Annotated in this window: 20 protein-coding genes; 6 read left to right on the forward strand and 14 right to left on the reverse strand. The window is 61.5% G+C overall.

The annotated features are described in order from the left end of the window. Positions 1-114 precede the first annotated feature (114 nt). Positions 115-738, reverse strand: coding sequence for a 23S rRNA (uridine(2552)-2'-O)-methyltransferase RlmE (rlmE, locus tag ACJRW5_RS18725; protein ID WP_484572000.1), 624 nt, complete (start codon positions 736-738; stop codon positions 115-117). Between the two features lie 90 nt (positions 739-828). On the opposite strand from rlmE, the gene yhbY reads away from it, so the two are divergent. Then, positions 829-1,140: a ribosome assembly RNA-binding protein YhbY gene (yhbY, locus tag ACJRW5_RS18730; RefSeq protein ID WP_484572001.1), complete on the forward strand. Its 312-nt coding sequence runs from the start codon at positions 829-831 to the stop codon at positions 1,138-1,140. An 18-nt stretch (positions 1,141-1,158) separates the two neighbouring features. Here yhbY and ACJRW5_RS18735 read toward each other — a convergent pair whose 3' ends face one another. The 8 genes from ACJRW5_RS18735 to grpE form a co-directional block, all read right to left on the reverse strand. Next, positions 1,159-1,599 (reverse strand): DUF4149 domain-containing protein, encoded by a 441-nt coding sequence (locus tag ACJRW5_RS18735; protein WP_484572002.1) that lies wholly within the window; start codon positions 1,597-1,599, stop codon positions 1,159-1,161. Then, positions 1,577-2,053 carry a transcription elongation factor GreA gene (gene greA, locus ACJRW5_RS18740; protein ID WP_484572003.1) on the reverse strand — a complete coding sequence of 159 codons (477 nt, stop codon included), beginning with the start codon at positions 2,051-2,053 and terminating at the stop codon, positions 1,577-1,579. Before greA ends, ACJRW5_RS18735 begins: the two co-directional genes overlap by 23 nt. Beyond that, entirely contained in the window at positions 2,050-5,271 is a 3,222-nt protein-coding gene (gene carB / locus ACJRW5_RS18745; protein WP_484572004.1) for a carbamoyl-phosphate synthase large subunit, read from the reverse strand. The genes greA and carB overlap by 4 nt, the downstream gene beginning before the upstream one ends. Positions 5,272-5,300: 29 nt before the next feature. After that, positions 5,301-6,449 (reverse strand): glutamine-hydrolyzing carbamoyl-phosphate synthase small subunit, encoded by a 1,149-nt coding sequence (carA, locus tag ACJRW5_RS18750; RefSeq protein WP_484572005.1) that lies wholly within the window; start codon positions 6,447-6,449, stop codon positions 5,301-5,303. Positions 6,450-6,637: 188 nt separating this feature from the next. Further along, positions 6,638-7,441, reverse strand: a complete 804-nt coding sequence (gene dapB / locus ACJRW5_RS18755; protein WP_484572006.1) for a 4-hydroxy-tetrahydrodipicolinate reductase — start codon at positions 7,439-7,441, stop codon at positions 6,638-6,640. Positions 7,442-7,493: 52 nt separating this feature from the next. Continuing rightward, positions 7,494-8,627, reverse strand: a complete 1,134-nt coding sequence (gene dnaJ / locus ACJRW5_RS18760) for a molecular chaperone DnaJ (protein WP_484572007.1) — start codon at positions 8,625-8,627, stop codon at positions 7,494-7,496. A gap of 158 nt (positions 8,628-8,785) precedes the next feature. Continuing rightward, on the reverse strand, positions 8,786-10,702 hold the full coding sequence (gene dnaK, locus ACJRW5_RS18765) for a molecular chaperone DnaK (RefSeq protein ID WP_484572008.1): 1,917 nt from the start codon (positions 10,700-10,702) through the stop codon (positions 8,786-8,788). Positions 10,703-10,801: 99 nt separating this feature from the next. Then, positions 10,802-11,371, reverse strand: a complete 570-nt coding sequence (gene grpE, locus ACJRW5_RS18770) for a nucleotide exchange factor GrpE (protein WP_484572009.1) — start codon at positions 11,369-11,371, stop codon at positions 10,802-10,804. Between the two features lie 159 nt (positions 11,372-11,530). Between grpE and recN the strand changes: the two genes are divergently transcribed. After that, positions 11,531-13,207: a DNA repair protein RecN gene (gene recN / locus ACJRW5_RS18775; protein ID WP_484572010.1), complete on the forward strand. Its 1,677-nt coding sequence runs from the start codon at positions 11,531-11,533 to the stop codon at positions 13,205-13,207. 82 nt (positions 13,208-13,289) lie between these two features. Here the strand turns inward: recN and fur are convergent, their stop codons facing one another. Continuing rightward, positions 13,290-13,694, reverse strand: a complete 405-nt coding sequence (gene fur / locus ACJRW5_RS18780) for a ferric iron uptake transcriptional regulator (RefSeq protein WP_418807744.1) — start codon at positions 13,692-13,694, stop codon at positions 13,290-13,292. 94 nt (positions 13,695-13,788) lie between these two features. Here fur and ACJRW5_RS18785 point away from each other — a divergent pair, with 94 nt between their 5' ends. Next, positions 13,789-14,307, forward strand: a complete 519-nt coding sequence (locus ACJRW5_RS18785) for an outer membrane protein assembly factor BamE (protein WP_484572011.1) — start codon at positions 13,789-13,791, stop codon at positions 14,305-14,307. Between the two features lie 79 nt (positions 14,308-14,386). Here ACJRW5_RS18785 and ACJRW5_RS18790 read toward each other — a convergent pair whose 3' ends face one another. From ACJRW5_RS18790 to ACJRW5_RS18800, 3 genes are read right to left on the reverse strand one after another with little or no spacing between them, the layout of a single operon-like run. After that, positions 14,387-14,707 carry an RnfH family protein gene (locus ACJRW5_RS18790; RefSeq protein ID WP_484572012.1) on the reverse strand — a complete coding sequence of 107 codons (321 nt, stop codon included), beginning with the start codon at positions 14,705-14,707 and terminating at the stop codon, positions 14,387-14,389. Beyond that, positions 14,700-15,134: a type II toxin-antitoxin system RatA family toxin gene (locus ACJRW5_RS18795; RefSeq protein WP_484572013.1), complete on the reverse strand. Its 435-nt coding sequence runs from the start codon at positions 15,132-15,134 to the stop codon at positions 14,700-14,702. Before ACJRW5_RS18795 ends, ACJRW5_RS18790 begins: the two co-directional genes overlap by 8 nt. Then, on the reverse strand, positions 15,135-16,538 hold the full coding sequence (locus ACJRW5_RS18800; RefSeq protein ID WP_484572014.1) for a sodium-dependent transporter: 1,404 nt from the start codon (positions 16,536-16,538) through the stop codon (positions 15,135-15,137). Between the two features lie 127 nt (positions 16,539-16,665). On the opposite strand from ACJRW5_RS18800, the gene smpB reads away from it, so the two are divergent. Continuing rightward, positions 16,666-17,148, forward strand: coding sequence for an SsrA-binding protein SmpB (gene smpB / locus ACJRW5_RS18805; protein WP_037050873.1), 483 nt, complete (start codon positions 16,666-16,668; stop codon positions 17,146-17,148). 45 nt (positions 17,149-17,193) lie between these two features. On the opposite strand, the gene ACJRW5_RS18810 is transcribed toward smpB, so the two are convergent. Next, complete coding sequence (locus ACJRW5_RS18810) at positions 17,194-17,961, reverse strand: FCD domain-containing protein (protein WP_484572015.1); 768 nt, start codon at positions 17,959-17,961, stop codon at positions 17,194-17,196. Positions 17,962-18,258: 297 nt separating this feature from the next. On the opposite strand from ACJRW5_RS18810, the gene ACJRW5_RS18815 reads away from it, so the two are divergent. Then, positions 18,259-19,953, forward strand: a complete 1,695-nt coding sequence (locus ACJRW5_RS18815) for an L-lactate permease (RefSeq protein ID WP_484572016.1) — start codon at positions 18,259-18,261, stop codon at positions 19,951-19,953. Positions 19,954-20,037: 84 nt separating this feature from the next. Further along, the gene (lldD, locus tag ACJRW5_RS18820) at positions 20,038-21,177 is read left to right on the forward strand and encodes an FMN-dependent L-lactate dehydrogenase LldD (protein ID WP_484572017.1); all 1,140 of its coding nucleotides are present in this window, start codon (positions 20,038-20,040) and stop codon (positions 21,175-21,177) included. The last annotated feature ends 2 nt before the right edge of the window (positions 21,178-21,179 follow it).

Here is a 21,179-nt window from a genome sequence, read left to right on the forward strand (position 1 = left end):
CCAATGATATACCGGCCTAACTTACACCAAACGCCTGCATCCCGCAGGCACCGTCTGTAACCCTTTATGAGGCTCCTACCTCTTTAGACCGACAGGTCGGGCGGTCGTTGCAGCTCACAACCCGCGAAACCCTCGCGCTAACAGATACTGCTCACGAGAACGATCGCGCGAAGACAGTGGCTTGCGCATTTGCACCTTGTCGAAGGACTCACGGACCTGCTTGTGGTACGCATCGAAGCCTTCGCCCTGGAAAATCTTGATCAGAAAATCACCGCCCGGACGCAAAACCCGCCCGGACAGATCCAGCGCCAGCTCGCACAGATACATGGCGCGCGCCTGATCAGCGGTCCTCACCCCACTCATATTGGGGGCCATATCCGAAATAACAAGGTCTACCGGATTTTCTCCGATAGCCTGGAGAATCTGCTCGAATACAGCGTCCTCGGTAAAGTCCCCTTGAATGAAGGTCACATCCGGGATGCTGTCCATCTCGAGAATATCGGAAGCGATCAGCCGTCCCTTGTCACCGATCACCCGGCTGGTGACCTGCGACCAGCCACCCGGCGCGGCGCCGAGATCGACCACGGTCATGCCGGGGCGCAGAATGCGGTCCTTCTCCTGAATTTCCAGCAGTTTGTAACTGGCGCGCGAACGATAGCCGTCCTTCTGCGCCATCTTCACGTAAGGATCGTCGAAATGTTCTTTCAGCCAACGCTGGCTGGTCTTGGAACGTGCCACTGAAACCTCGGACTCAACGGGTCATGAATAACTGCGCGGGCTCGGGTAAGATAGGCGCCGTTTTCCAGACCGAATTAGGTACTAACGATTATGCCGCTCACTCAAGAGCAGAAGAAACAATTCAAATCTATCGGCCACCACCTGAAACCTGTATTGATCGTGGCCGACAATGGTTTGACCGAGGGCGTGCTGGCAGAGCTGGACCGTGCCCTGAACGATCACGAGCTGATCAAGGTACAACTGCGCCTCGCCGAACGCGAGGACCGCCAGGCCGCCATCGTGGCCCTGTGCGAAAGTGGACGCGCCGAACTGGTTCAGTCGATCGGCAAGGTCGCCCTGCTCTATCGCAAGAACCCCAAGCCGAATCGCAGCCTGTCCAACGTGATTCGCTACCAGGGCTGACACCGGCAGGCGGCGTCATCAGGCGCCGCGCGTCTTCCCCGGCACGGGTTGCAGCACCAGCAGCAACCCGCAGAACGCCATTACCAGATAGCTGAAGCGTAGCCAGTACTCGCTCTCGGGCCAGTAGTACAGAACGGCGAGGTAACTCAGCGCCATCAGCGCAACGGTCAGCAGCAGCTGGCCGCGCACATCCCTCAGCAGACTGGAAAGCCCCTCGGCACGCAGCAAGGCCAATGCCTGCAGCGCGACGCCGACTGCTGCCAGACCGACCAGCAACGGCGCCAGGCGCGCAGCGATTTCCTGCACCAGCAAGGGAGCCAGGCCGGTCTGCTCAATGGCCGGCAGGATGACGAATTGCAGCAACCACAAGCCGCCCACCCAAAGGGTCTGGGCCAGCTGCCAACTGACAGCTGAAGCCCGCGACGGCTGCCTTGGCTTAAATGTGGCGGACTTCGACAATCTCGTACTCGATCAGGCCGCTAGGGGTTTGCACGCCGACCACATCACCCTCGCTCTTACCCACCAGAGCACGTGCGATGGGAGATGCGACGGAGATCTTGCCCTGCTTGATGTCGGCTTCGTCTTCACCGACGATCCGATAGGTCACGCTCTCGTCGGTTTCGACGTTGGCGATCTCCACAGTGCTGCCAAAGATCACCTTGCCGGTGTGCTCGATGGTGGTGACATCGATGATCACTGCGTTCTGCAAGCGGCCTTCGATATCGCGCACACGCGCCTCGACCATGCCCTGCTCTTCACGGGCGGCATGGTATTCGGCGTTTTCCTTGAGGTCTCCCAGCTCACGCGCCTCGGCGATCGCCTGGCTCAGTGCCGGACGACGCACCTTGGTCAGGTGCGCCAGCTCCTCTTCCAGGGCGCGAGCGCCCTGGACGGTCATGGGGTATTTGTTCATGCCTTGATTCCTGCATGCAGATCCTGCAGACGGCGCACGGTCTTCTCCGGACCGAATTTGAGCGCCTCACAGACCGCCTGCCCCGCCGCGATGGTGGTGGTGCAGTAGATCTTGTGCTGCAGAGCGTTACGACGGATCGAGTAGGAGTCAGCAATGGACTGACGCCCCTCGGTGGTATTGATGATCAGGGTGACCTCGTCGTTCTTGATCATGTCGACCACGTGCGGACGACCTTCGGTCACCTTGTTCACCCGGCGTACCGGCAGCCCGGCAGCCTCGATCACCTTGGCGGTACCGGCAGTGGCGACGACTTCGAAGCCCAGGCTGACCAAGTCACGAGCGACCTGAACGGCCTCGGCCTTGTCATCCTCACGCACGCTGATGAACGCGCAGCCGGTGTTCGGCAGGATCTCGCTTGCACCGACCTGAGCCTTGGCGAAGGCTTCGCCGAAGCTGTCGCCGACACCCATGACCTCACCGGTGGATTTCATCTCTGGGCCGAGAATCGGGTCGACACCCGGGAACTTGGCGAAGGGGAACACCGCTTCCTTGACGCTGAAGAACGGCGGGATGATCTCTTCGGTGTAGCCCACTTCCGCCAGAGTCTTGCCAGCCATGACGCGCGCAGCCACCTTGGCCAGCGACTCGCCGACGCACTTGGAGACAAACGGCACGGTACGCGAAGCGCGCGGGTTCACTTCGATGACATAGATGTCTTCGCCCTGCACGGCCATCTGCACGTTCATCAGACCGACCACACCGAGCTCCAGGGCCATTTTCTTGACCTGTTCGCGGATCTCGTCCTGGATGTGCGCCGGCAGCGAGTACGGCGGCAGCGAGCACGCGGAGTCACCGGAGTGCACGCCTGCCTGCTCGATGTGCTGCATGATCGCGCCAATGACCACGGTCTCGCCGTCGCTGACCGCATCCACGTCCACCTCGATGGCGCAGTTGAGGAAGCGATCCAGCAGCACCGGGCTGTCGTTGGACACTTTCACCGCTTCGCGCATGTAGCGCTTGAGCTCTTCTTCCTGGTAGACGATTTCCATCGCCCGGCCGCCCAGTACGTAGGATGGACGCACCACCATCGGGTAACCGATGTTCTTCGACAGGGCCAGGGCCTCGTCTTCGCTACGCGCGGTGGCGTTGGCCGGCTGACGCAGATTCAGGCGCTGCACCATCTGCTGGAAGCGCTCACGGTCTTCGGCGCGGTCGATGGCCTCGGGGCTAGTACCGATGATCGGTACGCCAGCTTCTTCCAGGGCGCGGCAGATCTTCAGCGGCGTCTGACCGCCGTACTGGACGATCACGCCTTTCGGCTGCTCGACGCGGACGATTTCCAGCACGTCTTCCAGGGTGACCGGCTCGAAGTACAGGCGGTCGGAGGTGTCGTAGTCGGTGGAGACGGTTTCCGGGTTGCAGTTGACCATGATGGTCTCGTAACCGTCTTCACGCATGGCCAGCGCCGCGTGTACGCAGCAGTAATCGAACTCGATGCCTTGGCCGATACGGTTCGGACCGCCGCCGAGGATCATGATCTTGTCACGAGTGCTCGGATTGGCCTCGCACTCTTCCTCATAGGTCGAGTACATGTAGGCGGTGTCGGTAGCGAACTCGGCAGCGCAGGTGTCGACGCGCTTGTACACCGGCAGCACTTTCAGCTTGTGACGATGAGCACGCAGGCTCTTCTCGGAAACGCCCAGCAGCTTGGCCAGACGCGCATCGGAGAAGCCTTTGCGCTTGAGCTTGAACATCAGGTCGCAGTCGATGGCCGACAGACCCAGGGTCTGCACGGTGGCTTCGTCCTTGATCAGATCCTCGATCTGTACCAGGAACCACTCGTCGATACGGGTCAGATCGAAGACTTCAGCCACGCTCTTGCCGGCGCGGAAGGCATCGGCCACATACCAGATGCGGTCAGCGCTGGGCACGGTCAGCTCGCGACGCAGCGTGCTTTCGGCTTCCGGGTCGTTCAGATCGAGCTTCGGATCGAAGCCGGCAACGCCAACCTCCAGACCGCGCAGGGCCTTCTGCACCGACTCCTGGAAGGTACGGCCGATGGCCATGACCTCACCGACGGATTTCATCTGGGTGGTCAGGCGGGCGTCGGCCTTGGGGAATTTTTCGAAGGCGAAACGCGGAACCTTGGTCACCACGTAGTCGATGGCCGGCTCGAACGAAGCCGGGGTGCGACCGCCGGTGATGTCGTTCTGCAGTTCGTCGAGGGTGTAACCCACTGCCAGCTTGGCGGCGATCTTGGCGATCGGGAAGCCGGTGGCCTTGGACGCCAGTGCCGAGCTGCGCGATACGCGCGGGTTCATCTCGATCACGACCATGCGGCCGGTGTTCGGGCAGATGCCGAACTGCACGTTGGAACCGCCGGTTTCCACACCGATTTCACGCAGCACCGCCAGCGAGGCGTTGCGCATGATCTGGTATTCCTTGTCGGTCAGGGTCTGCGCCGGCGCAACGGTGATCGAGTCACCGGTGTGCACGCCCATCGGGTCGAAGTTCTCGATGGAGCAGACGATGATGCAGTTGTCCTTCTTGTCGCGGACAACCTCCATCTCGTATTCCTTCCAGCCGATCAGCGATTCGTCGATCAGCAGTTCGTTGGTCGGCGACAAGTCCAGACCACGGGCGCAGATTTCTTCGAACTCTTCACGGTTGTAAGCGATACCACCGCCGGTGCCGCCCATGGTGAAGGACGGACGGATGATGCACGGAAAACCCACCTGTTCCAGCACGCCGTAGGCTTCTTCCATGCTGTGAGCGATACCCGAGCGCGGGCAGGCCAGGCCGATGTCCTTCATCGCCTTGTCGAAGCGCGAACGGTCTTCGGCCTTGTCGATGGTGTCGGCGTTGGCACCGATCATCTCGACACCGAACTTCTCCAGCACGCCGTGGCGCTCCAGGTCCAGGGCGCAGTTCAGCGCGGTCTGGCCGCCCATGGTCGGTAGCAGTGCATCCGGACGCTCCTTCTCGATGATCTTGGCCACGGTGGCCCACTTGATCGGCTCGATGTAGGTGGCGTCGGCCATGGCCGGGTCGGTCATGATGGTGGCCGGGTTGGAGTTCACCAGGATGACGCGGAAGCCCTCTTCACGCAGGGCCTTGCACGCTTGCGCGCCGGAGTAGTCGAACTCACAGGCCTGGCCGATGACGATGGGGCCGGCGCCGAGGATCAGGATGCTTTTGATATCTGTACGTTTTGGCATGGTCTTCTCGAATTCTCTGCTCGGCGGGCTTAGCGGCGTTTGGCCATCTCATTGATGAAACGGTCGAACAGCGGCGCAACGTCGTGCGGGCCTGGGCTGGCTTCCGGGTGACCCTGGAAGCTGAAGGCCACCTTGTCGGTACGCTCGATGCCCTGCAGGGTGCCATCGAACAGCGACTTGTGAGTGGCGCGCAGGTTGGCCGGCAGAGTCGCCTCGTCGACGGCGAAACCGTGGTTCTGGCTGGTGATCATCACCACGCCGGAATCCAGGTCCTGCACCGGGTGGTTGGCGCCGTGGTGACCATGGCCCATCTTCACGGTCTTGGCACCGGAGGCCAGCGCCAGCAACTGGTGACCCAGGCAGATACCGAATACCGGGATCTCGGTTTGCAGGACTTCCTTGATCGCGGCAATCGCGTAATCGCACGGCTCGGGGTCACCGGGGCCGTTGGAGAGGAACACGCCATCGGGATTGAGCGCCAGCACTTCGCTGGCCGGAGTTTGCGCCGGCACCACGGTCAGGCGGCAGCCGCGGGCGACCAGCATGCGCAGGATGTTCAGCTTGACGCCATAGTCATAGGCCACCACGTGGTACGGCAGTTCACCCGCCGGAATCAGCGGATGGCTGTCGCTTTCCAGATTCCACACACTGGAACGCCACTCGTAGGAACTGGCGCAGGTCACTTCCTTAGCTAGGTCCATACCTTTGAGGCCTGGGAAGCTGCCCGCCAACTCCAGCGCTTTCTCTTCGGTGGCATCAGCGCCGGTGAGGATGCAGCCGTTCTGCGAACCTTTCTCGCGCAGGATGCGGGTCAGGCGACGGGTATCGATACCGGCGATGGCAACGGTGCCGTTCGCGCTCAGGTACTCGTCCAGCGGCTGCTTGTCACGCCAGTTGCTGGAGATCAGCGGTAGGTCGCGAATGATCAGGCCGGCAGCCCATACGCTGCAGGACTCGGCGTCCTCCGGCGTGGTGCCGGTGTTGCCGATGTGCGGATAGGTCAGGGTAACGATTTGCTGGGCGTAGGATGGATCGGTAAGGATTTCCTGATAGCCGGTCATGGCGGTATTGAACACCACCTCTCCGATGGTCTGGCCATCGGCCCCGATGGAATCGCCGCGAAAAATACTGCCGTCAGCAAGGGCCAAAATGGCAGGTTTGGGGGCTGGCTTAGTCAAGAAGACCTCCGTCTCGATCAAGGCTTGAAGCAAACGCAGGTTGTAAAAAAGCGGGATGACGTGTGAAGGTCATCCCGCTTTTTTATTTGAGCCATTCTGCGTAACTTTTAGTGGACACACTAAAACAGGAAGCTTACAGGAAAACCCTTTTTCGGTCCACCCGAGAAGACGCCTCCCTCACACATTTCTCAACGCAGCCCCAGCACATCCTGCATGTCGTACAGCGCAGGCGAACGCGATTGCAGCCACAGCGCCGAACGCACTGCACCCTTGGCGAAAGTCATACGACTGGAAGCCTTGTGGGTAATTTCTACGCGCTCGCCTTCGGCGGCGAACAGCACGGTGTGATCGCCGACCACATCACCGGCACGCACAGTGGCGAAGCCGATGGTCTCGCGCTCACGCGCCCCGGTCTGCCCTTCGCGGCCATAGACGGCAACTTTCTGCAGATCGCGACCCAATGCATCGGCCACCACCTCGCCCATGCGCAGCGCCGTACCCGATGGTGCATCGACCTTGTGCCGGTGATGCGCCTCGATGATCTCGATGTCCACGTCATCGCCGAGCACGCGCGCCGCCGTATCGAGCAACTTCAGGCACAGATTGACGCCAACGCTGAAGTTGGCGGCAAAGACGATGGGAATCTGCTTCGCCGCTTCGCTTAGTTGCTGCTTTTCCTCGGAGGTGAAGCCGGTGGTACCGATGACCATGGCCTTGCCTGCCTGACGACAGACCTCCAGATTCTTCAGGGTCACCGACGGATGAGTGAAGTCGATCAGCACGTCGAAATCATCGACCACCGCAGCCAAGTCACCCGCCAGGGTCACGCCGATCTTGCCCAGGCCGACCAGCTCACCCGCATCGGCGCCAATCAGGCTGCTATCGGCACGGTCGACAGCGGCGCTGAGCTTGGCACCCTCGGCCTGGCTCACCGCCTCGATCAGGGTCTTGCCCATGCGCCCGGCGGCGCCCATCACTGCAATACGTTGCATAGCCATTCAGCTCCAAGCTGGCGCCCCGGCAAACAGCCGGGGCGCTGAGGGATTAAACGTCGCCGAAGAAGCGCTTGACGCCTTCGAACCAGCCACTGGCCTTGGGCGAATGGGAGTCGTCACCCTGCAGCGACTTGCGGAACTCCTCGAGCAGCTCGCGCTGACGCTTGTTCAGGTTGACCGGGGTTTCCACCGCCACCTTGCACATCAGATCGCCCGCCGCACCGCCGCGCACCGGAGCCACGCCCTTGCCACGCAGACGGAACAGCTTGCCGGTCTGCGTGCCTTCCGGAATCTTCAGCTTGACCCGGCCATCAAGGGTCGGCACTTCCAGCTCGCCACCCAGCGCTGCGTCGGCGAAGCTGATCGGCACTTCGCAGTACAGATGCTTGCCATCGCGCTGGAAGATCGCATGCTCACGGACGTTGACCACGACATAGAGGTCACCAGCCGGGCCACCATGCGAGCCAGCCTCGCCTTCGCCGGACAGGCGGATGCGATCACCGGTATCGACACCTGGCGGCACCTTGACCGACAGCGTCTTGCTCTCTTCCACACGACCCTGGCCATGGCAGCTGCCACAGGGGTCGGTGATCATCTTGCCGCTGCCGTGGCAGCGCGGGCAGGTCTGCTGTACGGAGAAGAAGCCCTGCTGCATGCGCACCTGACCGATACCGCCACAGGTGGTACAGGTGACCGGGCTGGTGCCCTTCTTCGCACCAGTGCCATCACAGGTCTTGCAACCCACCAGAGTCGGCACGCGAATGGTCACGGTGGTACCGCGCACGGCCTCTTCCAGGTCCAGCTCCAGAGTGTAGCGCAGGTCAGAGCCGCGCTGAGCGCCGCCACGCGAACCGCCACGACCACCAGCCCCCCCGAAGAAGTCACTGAAGACGTCGCCAAAGATGTCGGAGAAGTTGGCACCACCGAAACCGGCACCGCCGCCAGCGCCCATCTGCGGATCGACCCCGGCATGGCCGTATTGGTCATAGGCCGAACGCTTGCTGGCGTCGGAGAGCACCTCGTAGGCCTCGTTGGCCTCCTTGAATTTCTCTTCGGCCTCTTTGTCGTCCGGGTTGCGGTCCGGGTGGAACTTCATCGCCAGGCGCCGGTAAGCCTTCTTCAGCTCGGCCTCACTGGCGCCGCGCTCGACCCCCAGAACCTCGTAATAGTCTCGTTTTGCCATAGTTGTGCTGCACTCTCAGATTCGTGAGCTCCAGATACGCCGACGCGGGAGAAGGCTCCCGCGCGGCGAATCCTGACCGCCTGATGCGACGGCGGAGCGATAAGCAGAGGGCGACACACCCTTCGCACTAACTTGAGTGAAGGGTGCACGCGCATCCCTTACTTGTTCTCCTTGACCTCTTCGAACTCAGCGTCGACCACGTCGTCACCGGCATCCTTGGCGTCATTGGCATCCGCCTGAGCGGCACCGGCCTGCGGCTGCTCGGCATACATTTTCTGCGCCAGCGGCGAAGTCGCTTCGGACAGGGCGTTCATCTTGGCTTCGATAGCCTCTTTATCATCGCCCTTCACCGCCACTTCCAGCTCGCCAATGGCTTTCTCGATGGCAGCCTTCTCTTCGGCAGTGGCCTTGTCGCCCGCCTCGGTGAGCATCTTGCGGGTGGCGTGCACCAGCTGGTCGCCCTGGTTGCGCGCAGTGGCCAGCTCTTCGAACTTGCGGTCTTCCTCGGCATTGGCCTCGGCGTCACGCACCATCTGCTCGATTTCTTCCTCGGACAGACCAGAGTTGGCCTTGATCACAATGGACTGCTGCTTGCCGGTGGCCTTGTCCTTGGCGGACACATGCAGGATACCGTTGGCATCGATATCGAAGGTCACTTCGATCTGCGGCACGCCACGTGGAGCCGGCGGAATCTCGGCCAGGTCGAACTTGCCCAGAGACTTGTTCTGACCAGCCTGCTTACGCTCACCCTGCAGCACGTGAATGGTCACGGCGCTCTGGTTATCGTCGGCAGTGGAGAACACCTGCGATTTCTTGGTCGGGATGGTGGTGTTCTTCTCGATCAGCGCGGTCATCACGCCACCCATGGTTTCGATACCCAGGGTCAGCGGGGACACGTCCAGCAGCAGCACGTCCTTGACGTCGCCAGCCAGAACCGCGCCCTGAATGGCAGCGCCCATGGCCACGGCTTCGTCCGGGTTGACGTCCTTGCGCGGCTCCTTGCCGAAGAACTCGGCAACGGTCTTCTGCACCAGCGGCATGCGAGTCTGACCACCGACCAGGATCACGTCGTCGATCTTGCTGACGTCGATACCGGCGTCTTTCAGCGCAGTGCGGCACGGCTCGATGGTGCGCTGCACCAGGTCTTCGACCAGCGACTCCAGCTTGGAACGGGAGATCTTCACGTTCAGGTGCTTCGGACCTGTGGAATCTGCAGTGATGTACGGCAGGTTGACGTCGGTCTGCTGACTGGAGGACAGCTCGATCTTGGCCTTCTCGGCAGCTTCCTTCAGGCGCTGCATGGCCAGCGGGTCGCCCTTGAGGTTCATGCCGGTTTCTTTCTTGAATTCGTCGACGAGGTAGTCGATCAGGCGGATGTCGAAGTCTTCACCACCGAGGAAGGTGTCACCATTGGTAGCCAGCACTTCGAACTGGTGCTCGCCGTCGACTTCGGCGATCTCGATCACCGACACGTCGAAGGTGCCGCCACCCAGGTCATAAACGATCACGGTGTGGTCGCCCTTGGCCTTGTCCATGCCGTAGGCCAGCGCAGCTGCGGTCGGCTCGTTGATGATGCGCTTGACGTCCAGACCGGCGATGCGACCGGCATCCTTGGTGGCCTGACGCTGGCTGTCGTTGAAGTAGGCCGGCACGGTGATCACCGCTTCGGTCACTGGCTCGCCCAGGTAATCCTCGGCGGTCTTCTTCATTTTCTTCAGCACTTCGGCGCTGATCTGCGGCGGCGCCATCTTCTGGCCGTTGACCTCGACCCAGGCGTCGTTGTTGTCAGCCTTGACGATCTTGTACGGCACCATCTGGATGTCTTTCTGTACGACATCCTCGTCGAAACGACGGCCGATCAGACGCTTAACCGCGTACAGGGTGTTGTGCGGGTTAGTCACTGCCTGGCGCTTGGCCGACTGGCCAACCAGGGTTTCGCCATCGTTGGCGTAAGCGATGATGGACGGCGTGGTACGAGCGCCTTCGGCGTTCTCCAGCACCTTGACGTTGCCGTTTTCCAGAATGGAGACACAGGAGTTGGTGGTCCCCAGGTCGATACCGATGATTTTGCCCATGAATATTCTCCCGAAACTTTGATTTTTCCGTCGCCGCGCTTCGCAGGCGCCGGTAGCACTAAAACGCTTGACTCAGAAATGGGGTCGCCCCCGAAAATTTCAAGCCTGCTCGTCGATGGACGGCGGCGGCGTGGTCGGCGCCTTGCTCACCACAACCATGGCCGGACGCAGCAGGCGACCGTTGAGCAGATAGCCCTTCTGGAACACCTTGAGCACCGAATTCGGCTCGACATTGACGCTCTCTTCCATCGCCATGGCCTGGTGATGCTCCGGGTTGAACGGAGCACCATGCGGGTCTACTGCTTCCAGCTGGTGACGCGCCAGGGTGTCGATCAGCAGCTTGAGGGTCAGTTGCATGCCCTCGCGCACCCCCTTGATCGCCTCATCATCCGGGTTGGACAGCTCCAGGCCACGCTCCAGACTGTCGACGATCGGCAGCAGGTCGTTGGCGAATTTTTCCAAGGCGAACTTGTGCGCCTTCTCCACATCCTGCTCGGCGCGACGGCGCACATTCTGCAGCTCGGCAGCCGTGCGCAACGATTGATCCTGCGCCGCAGCCAGCTGCTCTTCCAGGGCCTGTACACGAGCCGCCAGGTCGTCGCTCGACGCAGCGTTCTCGGCTGCCTGAGCCTCGGGGTTCTGCGTATCCAGGTTCTGTTCGTCAGCCATGCCTATCTCCTCTCGAATGAATCGGCGCGAGTCCGACTCGCGCACCTGCCGCCTATATGGAGTCAAATCCACAGCTTTCAAGGGGCGATAAAGGAGGATTGTCAGGGAAAGAAAAAACACTGTATAAATAACCAGACATCAAATTCGGGAGCGTTCGCCATGCTGGTGCACCTGTCCATCCACAATTACGCCATCGTCGACCACCTGGACCTCGAGCTGGATGCCGGCATGAGCGCCATCAGCGGCGAGACCGGCGCCGGCAAGTCGATCATGCTCGACGCCCTCGGCCTGTGCCTGGGTGACCGCGCTGACAGCGGCGTTGTGCGCCCAGGTAGCGACAAGGCGGACATCCTCGCCAGCTTCGACCTGGCCGAGATTCCCGAAGCCCGCGCCTGGCTCGCCGAGCGTGATCTGGACAACGACGGCCCGTGCATCCTGCGCCGGGTGATCACCGCCGAGGGCCGCTCGCGCGGCTACATCAACGGCAGCCCCTGCCCGCAGGCCGACCTCAAGGCACTGGGTGAGCTGATCATCGATATCCACAGCCAACACGAACACCAGTCGCTGCTGAAAGCCGACACCCACCGCCGCCTGCTCGACGAGTACGCAGGCAGCCAGGAACTGGCGCGCCAGGTGCAACTGGCCGCACAGCGCTGGAAGCAGACGCGCAATGAACTGCAGCGCATCTCCAGCCAGGGCGACGAACAACGCGCCCGCCACCAGCTACTCAGCTACCAGCTGGAAGAGCTGGAAAACCTCGCCTTGGGCGAAAACGAACTGGAGCAGCTGGAGCAGGAACACAAGGCCCTGAGCAACGCTGAAGCCCTGCTCGGCGCCTGCCGCCAAGTACTCGACCTGTGCAGCGAAAGCGATGCCGGCAACGTGCTGTCGGCGCTCACCGCCAGCCTCAATCGTCTCGGCGGCTTCGGTGGCCAAGGCAGCGCACTGGGTGAAGCGAGCAACCTGCTGGCCAGCGCACAGATCCAGGTCGAAGAAGCGGTAGGCGAACTGAACCGCTTCGTCGACCATTTCGACGCCGACCCCGAACGCCAGCAGTTTCTCGAGGAACGCCTGGACAGCATCTACACCCTGGCGCGCAAGCACCGCGTCCAGCCCAGCGAACTGGCCGCACTGCAACAGCAGTTATTCGAAGAGCTGGAAGGCCTCAACGCCGATGACCAGGCCAGCGAACGCCTGACCGAAGAGCTGGCAGCCTATGAACGCCACTATCAGGAAAAAGCCGCGGAACTCAGCACCCTGCGCGGCAATGCAGCCGAGCGCCTGGCGGCAGCCGTCGAGCAGGAAATGCAGGCACTGGGTATGCCAGGCGGCCGTTTCAATATCCAGCTACAGGCCATCAACAGCGAGGAGCCGCACGGCAACGGCCTGGAAGCCGTGGAGTTCCTGGTCAGCGCAAACCCCGGTCAACCGCTGCGAGGCCTGGCCAAGGTTGCCTCGGGCGGTGAGCTGTCGCGCATCAGTCTGGCAATCCAGGTCATCACCGCACAGACCTCACGGGTGCCGACTCTGGTGTTCGATGAAGTGGACGTCGGCATCGGCGGCCCGACCGCCGAAGTGGTCGGCCAACTCCTACGCCGCCTAGGTGAACGTGGCCAGGTACTGTGCGTCACCCATCTTCCGCAGGTGGCTGCGCAGGGCCACCAACACCTCTTCGTGCACAAACGCCGCGGCGAGGATGCCACGTCCACAGCTGTGAGCAAGCTGGACGAAAGCGGCCGCGTCGAGGAGATCGCGCGCATGCTCGGTGGCGTCGACCTGACCGAAGAATCTCTGGCGCACGCACGCAAGATGGTTACCAGCGCACAAGCTGCCTGAAACAACATGGCCGGTTGCAATCCGGGCTACGGCAAAACAAAAAGGCGACCCGAAGGTCGCCTTTTTCATCGCAGCAGAGCTATCAGCTCTTCTTGCGTACGTACAACACCAGGTTGTGATCAACCAGTTCGAAACCGTGCTCCCTGACGATTTCTTTCTGGCGCTTCTCGATTTCGGAATCGAAGAACTCGATCACCTCGCCGGAGTCGACGCAGACCATATGGTCATGGTGACCACTGTCGGCCAACTCGAATACCGCGTGACCGCCATCAAAGTTGTGGCGTACGACCAGCCCAGCAGCTTCGAACTGGGTCAGTACGCGGTATACGGTGGCCAGGCCAACATCCTCGCCCGCCTCCATCAGTGCCTTGTAAACATCCTCCGCACTCATGTGGCGGTGCTCGGCATTGTCGAGCATTTGCAGGATTTTGACCCGTGGCAGAGTCACCTTCAGTCCAGCTTTGCGCAGTTCGTTATTTTCAACCATGGTCTGCTTTCTCATGGATGCTGCTTCGCAGCACCCTTCAATACGGGTATGATCCGGGGTTCAAGTTGCCCAAGATAGTGGAAGTCACCCTCCGATGCAAAAAACCAAGCTCTTGCTGACCAGCCTGTCGCTGACCGGGCTCTTCGCACTCGCCGGTTGTTCATTCCCCGGGGTTTACAAGATCGACATTCAACAGGGCAATGTCGTGACACAGGACATGATAGACCAGCTTCGCCCTGGAATGACCCGACGCCAAGTGCGGTTTATCATGGGCAACCCGCTGATTACCGACACCTTCCATGCCGATCGCTGGGATTATCTGTACAGCATCCAGCCGGGCGGCGGTCAACGCCTGCAGGAGCGTGTCAGCCTGGTATTCGACGGCAGCGACCAACTGGTTGGCCTGGCGGGCGATTTCATGCCGGGTGTAAGCCGCGACCAGGCCATCCTCGGCGAAGACAGCGACACCACCAACGCACAGCCGCAGGCCAAGCCTGAGGACAATACACCGCCTGCTCCGGGCTCGCTGCTGGAGCAGATCCAGCGCGAAGTCGATCAGGTAGAGACCGTTCCGGTGCCGACTCCAGAACCACTGGATACCGAGCCGCAGTAGTCTCCTGAAATGAAAAAGCCCGGACTCGCTCCGGGCTTTTTCATATCTGCGCAGGGTGCATGCGATGAAACGGCGCTAATCAGGCTGACTCACTGCCCTCTTCCCTGGCCTTGGCTTTTGCTGCGCGCTGCTTACGCACTTCTTTCGGATCGGCAATCAGCGGTCGATAGATCTCAACCCGCTCACCCTCTTCCAGCACACGCTCTTCCGGCTTGTTGACTGCCTTGCCGAAAATCCCCAATGGCGCCTGGCTCAGATCCAGCTCGGGAAAGAACTGCTGCATGCCGGAGCACAGCGCCGCTTCGCGCACCGTGGTGCCGACAGGGACCGACAGGCGCAGCAGCTTCTGCCGCTCGGCCAGCGCATAGACCACCTCGATCGCGATGCTCGGCTTATCCATACAATTGCTTGGCTCGCTGACAGAAGGCATCGACCATGGTGTTGGTCGCTTGATTGAACAAAGGCCCGAGCGTGGCGCGCACCAGAGGGCCTGCATAATCGAAGGTCAGATCCAGGCTGATCTTGCAGGCTTTGTCGCCCAGCGCCTTGAACTCCCATACACCATTGAGGCTGGTGAACGGCCCCTCCTGCAAGTTCATCTCGATGCGCTGTCCTGGCTGCAGCACGTTACGCGTGACAAAACGCTGGCTGATGCTGCCCTTGGCCACCTCAAGACTGGCCAGCATGTGGACCTCGCTGACCTCCAACACCTCGCTTGCCCGGCACCAGGGCAGAAACTGCGGATAACTGGCAACATCATTGACGAGGTCAAACAGCGCCTGCGCCGGATAAGGCAGCAACGCCGAGCGCTGGATTCGAGTAGTCATTTACTTGCTCAGCTCCGCGATGAAAACGATCAGTACGCCGATTGGCGCTACCACGCGAATCAGCCAGAGGGCGAGATTGAACAGCAGCGGGCTCCTGATTGCCAACTCGTCACGTACCGTCTCACGACTCAGTACCCATCCGGCGAACATGGCAAAAGCCAAACCACCCACGGGTAACAGGATGCGGCTGGTCAGGTAGTCGATGCTGTCGAAGAAGGTCTTGCCCCCTTCTACCCCCCATTGCAACAGATGAAAGCCATCTTCGGCAAAGACGAAGAACTTGGCCTCGGCCCAGACATTGAATGACAGCACGGTGCCCATGCCCACCAGCCAGCAAAATAACGCCAGCACGGCAGTGACCGATGTGCGACTGCGGCCACTTTTCTCGACGAAATAGGCGACTGCCGGTTCGAGCATGGAAATCGAAGAGCTCCAGGCCGCAACCGCCACCAGGACGAAGAAGATCAGCCCCATGACCTGACCGAAGGGTACGTTGCCAAAGGCGATAGGCAGCGTCACGAACATCAGCCCTGGCCCGCCACCTGGTTCGAGACCGGCCGCAAAGACGATGGGAAACAGCGCCAGCCCGGCCGTCAACGCCACCAGCGTATCGAGCAGGCCGACGGTCAGCACCGTGGCACCAATCGAGGCCTTTTGCGGCATGTAGGCGCCGTAGACCATGATCGCGCCAACACCCACGCTGAGCGTAAAGAAGGCATGCCCCATGGCAGCGAGGATACCGCCCTGCACCTTGCTGGCATCAAAATGAAAGAGGAAGTCGAACCCCTCTCGGAAATGCCCGGTGGTGAAGCTGTAACCCAGCAACACCAGTAGCAGCACGAACAGCAGCGGCATCATGATGCGCAGGCTGCGCTCCAGCCCGGCCACGACGCCTCTGGCGATGACGAAAGCAGTAATCAGCATGAACAGGGTGTGCCACAAGGTCAGCCGCCATGGGTCCGCCGTCAGCCCGCCGAAGGCCGCGCCTGCACCTTCGGCACTGATGCCGGTAAAGTCGCCACGCCACATGCCAAGGATGTAATCCAGCGACCAGCCGGCTACCACGCTGTAGAAGGAAAGAATCAACAGAGCGGCGACCATCCCCACCAAGGCTGCCAGCGACCAACGCGTAGAAGCACCCGCTTCGGCCGCCAGGCTTTTCATCGCGTTGACCGGGCTCTGCCGGCCACGCCGACCGATTAGTGTTTCCGCCAACATGATTGGCACACCCACCAGCGCGATGCAGAACAGGTACATGACGACGAACGCTCCGCCGCCGTACACCCCGGTCATGTAGGGGAATTTCCAGATGTTGCCGAGACCGACAGCCGAACCGGTAGCAGCCAGGATGAATACCCAGCGGCTGGCCCATGCACCATGAATTGAAACCTTATCGCTCGCCATTACGGCCAACACCCCATTACCGCGGGAAAAAGATCGCGCATTGTCGAAGATTAGCCGGGGAGGCTCAAGCACAGCCCCGCAAAGTCCCATAGCGCAGGCGCTGGCGACTCCCTATAATGCGCGCCCTATGGCTAAGCAAAAGAAACATCCACAAGGCACCATCGCGCTGAACAAAAAGGCGCTGCACGATTATTTCGTCGAACAGAAGTTCGAGGCGGGCGTTGCCCTGGCTGGCTGGGAAGTGAAGAGCCTGCGCGCCGGCAAGGCGCAGCTGGTAGACAGCTACGTGCTGCTCAAGGACGACGAAGCCTGGCTGATGGGCGCACATATCACCCCGTTGAAAACCGCCAGCACCCACGTCATCGCCGACCCGATCCGTACGCGCAAGCTGCTGCTGAACAAGCGCGAACTGGACAAGCTGTTTGGCGCCGTGCAGCAGAAAGGCTACACCTGCGTCGCCTTGTCGCTGTACTGGAAACAGCATCTGGTCAAATGCGAAATTGCCCTGGCCAAGGGCAAGAAGGACTTCGACAAGCGTCACGTCGAGAAAGAGCGCGATGCCAATCGCGAAGTCCAGCGCGCCATGCGCAGCAAGGGCAAAGACGACTAAGAACAGCAGCGGCGCCGCGCTTTCAGCAGTCGCTGGCGCCTGCGTTCACAGTCCCTGACGCCGCTGAGCTCGCGCCACGCGTTGAGCCTCCAGCTGGACCTCAGACAGCACTTCCTGCACATAATCGATGTGTCGATTCGACAGGTCACGCGCCTCATCGGCACGTCCCTCAATGATCGCCTCGTACAACGCACGGTGCTGCGTGATGAGCATGTCGCGGGTTTCCGAACGCTGCGCATACATACCGCCAATGTTGGTCACCACGTTACGCTTGAGCAGATCGAACAGGCCACGAATGGTGTGCAACAGCACGGCATTGTGGCTCGCCTCGGCAATCGCCAGATGGAAACGCGCATCGGCCGCGCCTTCTTCCGCACGAGTCACCTTGCCTGCGCGCGCGTAGCAATCCTGCAGCGCCTCGAAGGCGTCGCTCAGACGCTGGCGATCGATATCCGTGGCGCGCCTGGCGGCGTAGTAGGCACAAGAACCTTCCAGCGTATGACGGAACTCCAGCAGATCACGCTGGGCGTCTTCCTTGTTCTCCAGCAAATTCAGCAGTGGGTCGCTGAAGGTCGAGCCGAGTGATTCGGCGACATAGTTACCGCCGCCCTGCCGACTGACCAGCAACCCCTTGGCGACCAGCTTCTGGATGGCCTCGCGCAAAGACGGCCGGGACACACCAAATTGCTCGGCAAGCGCACGCTCGGCAGGCAGCCGCTCGCCGGCACGCAAGGTGCCCTCGAGAATCATGGTTTCCAGTTGCGCGACGATGTCGTCCGAGAGACGACGCTGTCGCACCAGACCTACTTCCATCCCGCGCTTCTCCATTGGTTTGACCAGGCCGTATGCAGCATGGCGCAAGCCTATAGCGCCAGTCATCGACGAACAAGGCGGCATTCTACGACCAAAGTCTTAGCGCTGCGATTTGACAGCGCATTGATCGACTTTTAACCTGACCCGGCAATTTTGTAAATTGGTATTACCAATTTCTACTTCAATAACAAAAACGTGTCGTCGAGGTCACGCCATGAAGTTGCATAGCGCTGCACGTCTGCCGAATACCGCATCCCCTCTACTGCGCCGCGTGCGCTTCGCCGCGGAGTAAGCTCAATGTCCACCGGAATTCTCGCCCTGCTGGCGTTTTCGCCGATTCTTCTGGCCGCCATCCTGTTGATCGGCCTGCGTTGGCCGGCCAAACATGCAATGCCCTTGGTCTACCTGCTGACAGCAGCCGTCGGCCTGTTCGCATGGGACATGACCTTCACCCGAGTCCTGGCCTCAACCCTGCAAGGCCTGCTGATCACCCTCGGCCTGTTGTGGATCATCTTCGGCGCCATCCTGCTGCTGAACACCCTCAAGCACTCAGGTGGCATCACCGCCATTCGTGCCGGCTTCACCACCATCAGCCCTGACCGCCGTATCCAGGCCATCATCATCGCCTGGCTGTTCGGCTGCTTCATCGAGGGCGCCTCTGGCTTCGGCACACCGGCCGCCATCGCGGCACCGCTGCTGGTGGCCATCGGCTTCCCGGCCATGGCCGCCGTGCTGATGGGCATGCTGGTACAGAGCACACCGGTGTCCTTCGGCGCCGTGGGTACGCCGATCATCGTCGGCGTCAACACCGGCCTAGATACCGCGACCATTGGTGCTCATCTGCTGGAGCAAGGCTCTTCCTGGGCGCAGTTCCTGCAACTGATCACCAGTGAAGTGGCGATCATTCATGCCACCGTCGGCGTGCTGATGCCGACCATCATGGCGATGATGCTGACGCGTTTCTTCGGCGAGGAAAAAAGCTGGAAGGCCGGGCTGGCCGTGCTGCCGTTCGCGATCTTCGCCGGCATCGCCTTCGTCGTACCCTACGTCATCACTGGCGTGTTGCTCGGCCCGGAATTCCCGTCCCTGCTCGGCGGCCTGATCGGTCTGGCCATCGTAACCAGCGCCGCACGTGTCGGTTTCCTGGTACCGAAGAAGACCTGGGACTTCGCCCCGGCGGACAAGTGGCCAAGCGAGTGGCTGGGCACCGTTGAAATGAAGCTGGACGAGCTGACCGCCAAGCCGATGAGCGCCCTGCGTGCCTGGCTGCCCTACGTGCTGGTGGGCGCTTTGCTGGTGATCAGCCGTGTATTCCCGCAGGTGGGTAATGCGCTGAAAGCCGTGGTGGTGAACTTCCCTGACCTGCTCGGCGAGGCTGGCGTCAGCGCCAACTTCCAGCCGCTGTACCTGCCGGGTGGCATCCTGGTCGCAGTGGTTCTGGCCACCTTCTTCCTGCACGGCATGAAGGCGCGTGATCTGGGCAAGGCCGTGAAAGAGTCGTCCAGCGTTTTGCTCAGCGCCGGTTTCGTATTGCTGTTCACCGTGCCGATGGTGCGTATCCTGATCAACTCCGGCGTCAACGGTGCCGAGCTGGCCAGCATGCCGATCCTCATGGCTCGCTGGGTGGCCGACAGCGTTGGTGGCATCTATCCGTTGCTGGCACCGAGTATCGGGGCACTGGGCGCCTTCATCGCCGGTTCCAACACCGTCAGTAACATGATGTTCAGCCAGTTCCAGTTCGGTGTAGCCAGCAGCCTGGGTATCTCCAGCGCGCTGATCGTCGCAGTTCAAGCCGTGGGGGCGGCCGCCGGCAACATGGTGGCGATCCACAACGTGGTCGCGGCATCGGCCACCGTTGGCCTGCTGGGCCGCGAAGGCAGTACCCTGCGCAAGACCATCTGGCCGACGCTGTACTACGTGCTGTTCACCGGCATCATCGCGTTGATCGCGATCTACGTGCTGGGCATCAGCGACCCGCTGGTAGCTCGCTGAGCGAACGACCACGATGCGCCCCGGCCATGCCGGGGCTTTGGCCGTCAGGCTACGCTTCCCCTTTTCAAGCAACAGGATGAGCACATGATCATTTCTGCCTCTACCGACTACCGCGCCGCAGCTCAAAGCAAGCTGCCGCCCTTCCTGTTTCACTACGTCGATGGCGGTGCCTACGCTGAGCACACCCTGCGCCGCAACGTCGCCGACCTGTCAGACATCGAGCTGCGCCAGCGCGTGCTGAAAAACATGTCCGAGCTGGACCTGTCCACCGAGTTGTTCGGCGAGAAAATGTCGATGCCCGTTGGCCTGGCCCCGGTCGGCCTGACCGGCATGTTCGCCCGCCGCGGCGAAGTGCAGGCGGCCAAGGCAGCGGCGGCCAAAGGCCTGCCCTTCACCCTGTCCACCGTGTCGGTGTGCCCGATCGAAGAAGTGGCGCCGGCCATCGACCGGCCCATGTGGTTCCAGCTCTACGTGCTGAAGGACCGCGGCTTCATGAAGAACGCCCTGGAGCGGGCCAAGGCCGCCGGCTGCTCGACCCTGGTGTTCACCGTCGACATGCCGGTACCCGGCGCGCGTTACCGCGACGCCCACTCGGGCATGAGCGGCCCGAACGCGCCGCTGCGCCGTATGCTGCAAGCCATGACTCACCCGCAGTGGGCCTGGGACGTTGGCCTGCTGGGCAAGCCGCACGACCTGGGCAACATCTCCGCCTATCGCGGTAACCCTACCGGTCTGGCCGACTACATCGGCTGGCTGGGCGCCAACTTCGACCCGTCGATTTCCTGGAAGGATCTTGAGTGGATCCGCGATTTCTGGGATGGCCCGATGGTCATCAAGGGCATTCTCGATCCGGAAGACGCCCGTGATGCGGTGGCCTTCGGTGCCGACGGCATCATCGTCTCCAACCACGGCGGTCGTCAGCTCGACGGCGTACTGTCCAGCGCCCGTGCGCTGCCGGCCATCGCCGATGCGGTCAAGGGCGAGCTGAAGATCCTCGCCGACTCCGGCATCCGCACCGGCCTCGACGTGGTGCGCATGCTCGCCCTGGGCGCCGATACCGTGCTGCTCGGCCGCGCCTTCGTCTATGCCCTGGCTGCAGCTGGTGGCGCCGGCGTAAGCAACCTGCTCGAGCTGATCGAGAAGGAAATGCGCGTGGCCATGGTCCTGACCGGCGCCAAATCCATCGCCGAAATCACCCCGGACCTGCTGGTAAAGGAGCGTTGATC

Source organism: Pseudomonas pichavaramensis, assembly GCF_050473265.1.
In the GTDB taxonomy this organism is placed as follows: domain Bacteria; phylum Pseudomonadota; class Gammaproteobacteria; order Pseudomonadales; family Pseudomonadaceae; genus Aquipseudomonas.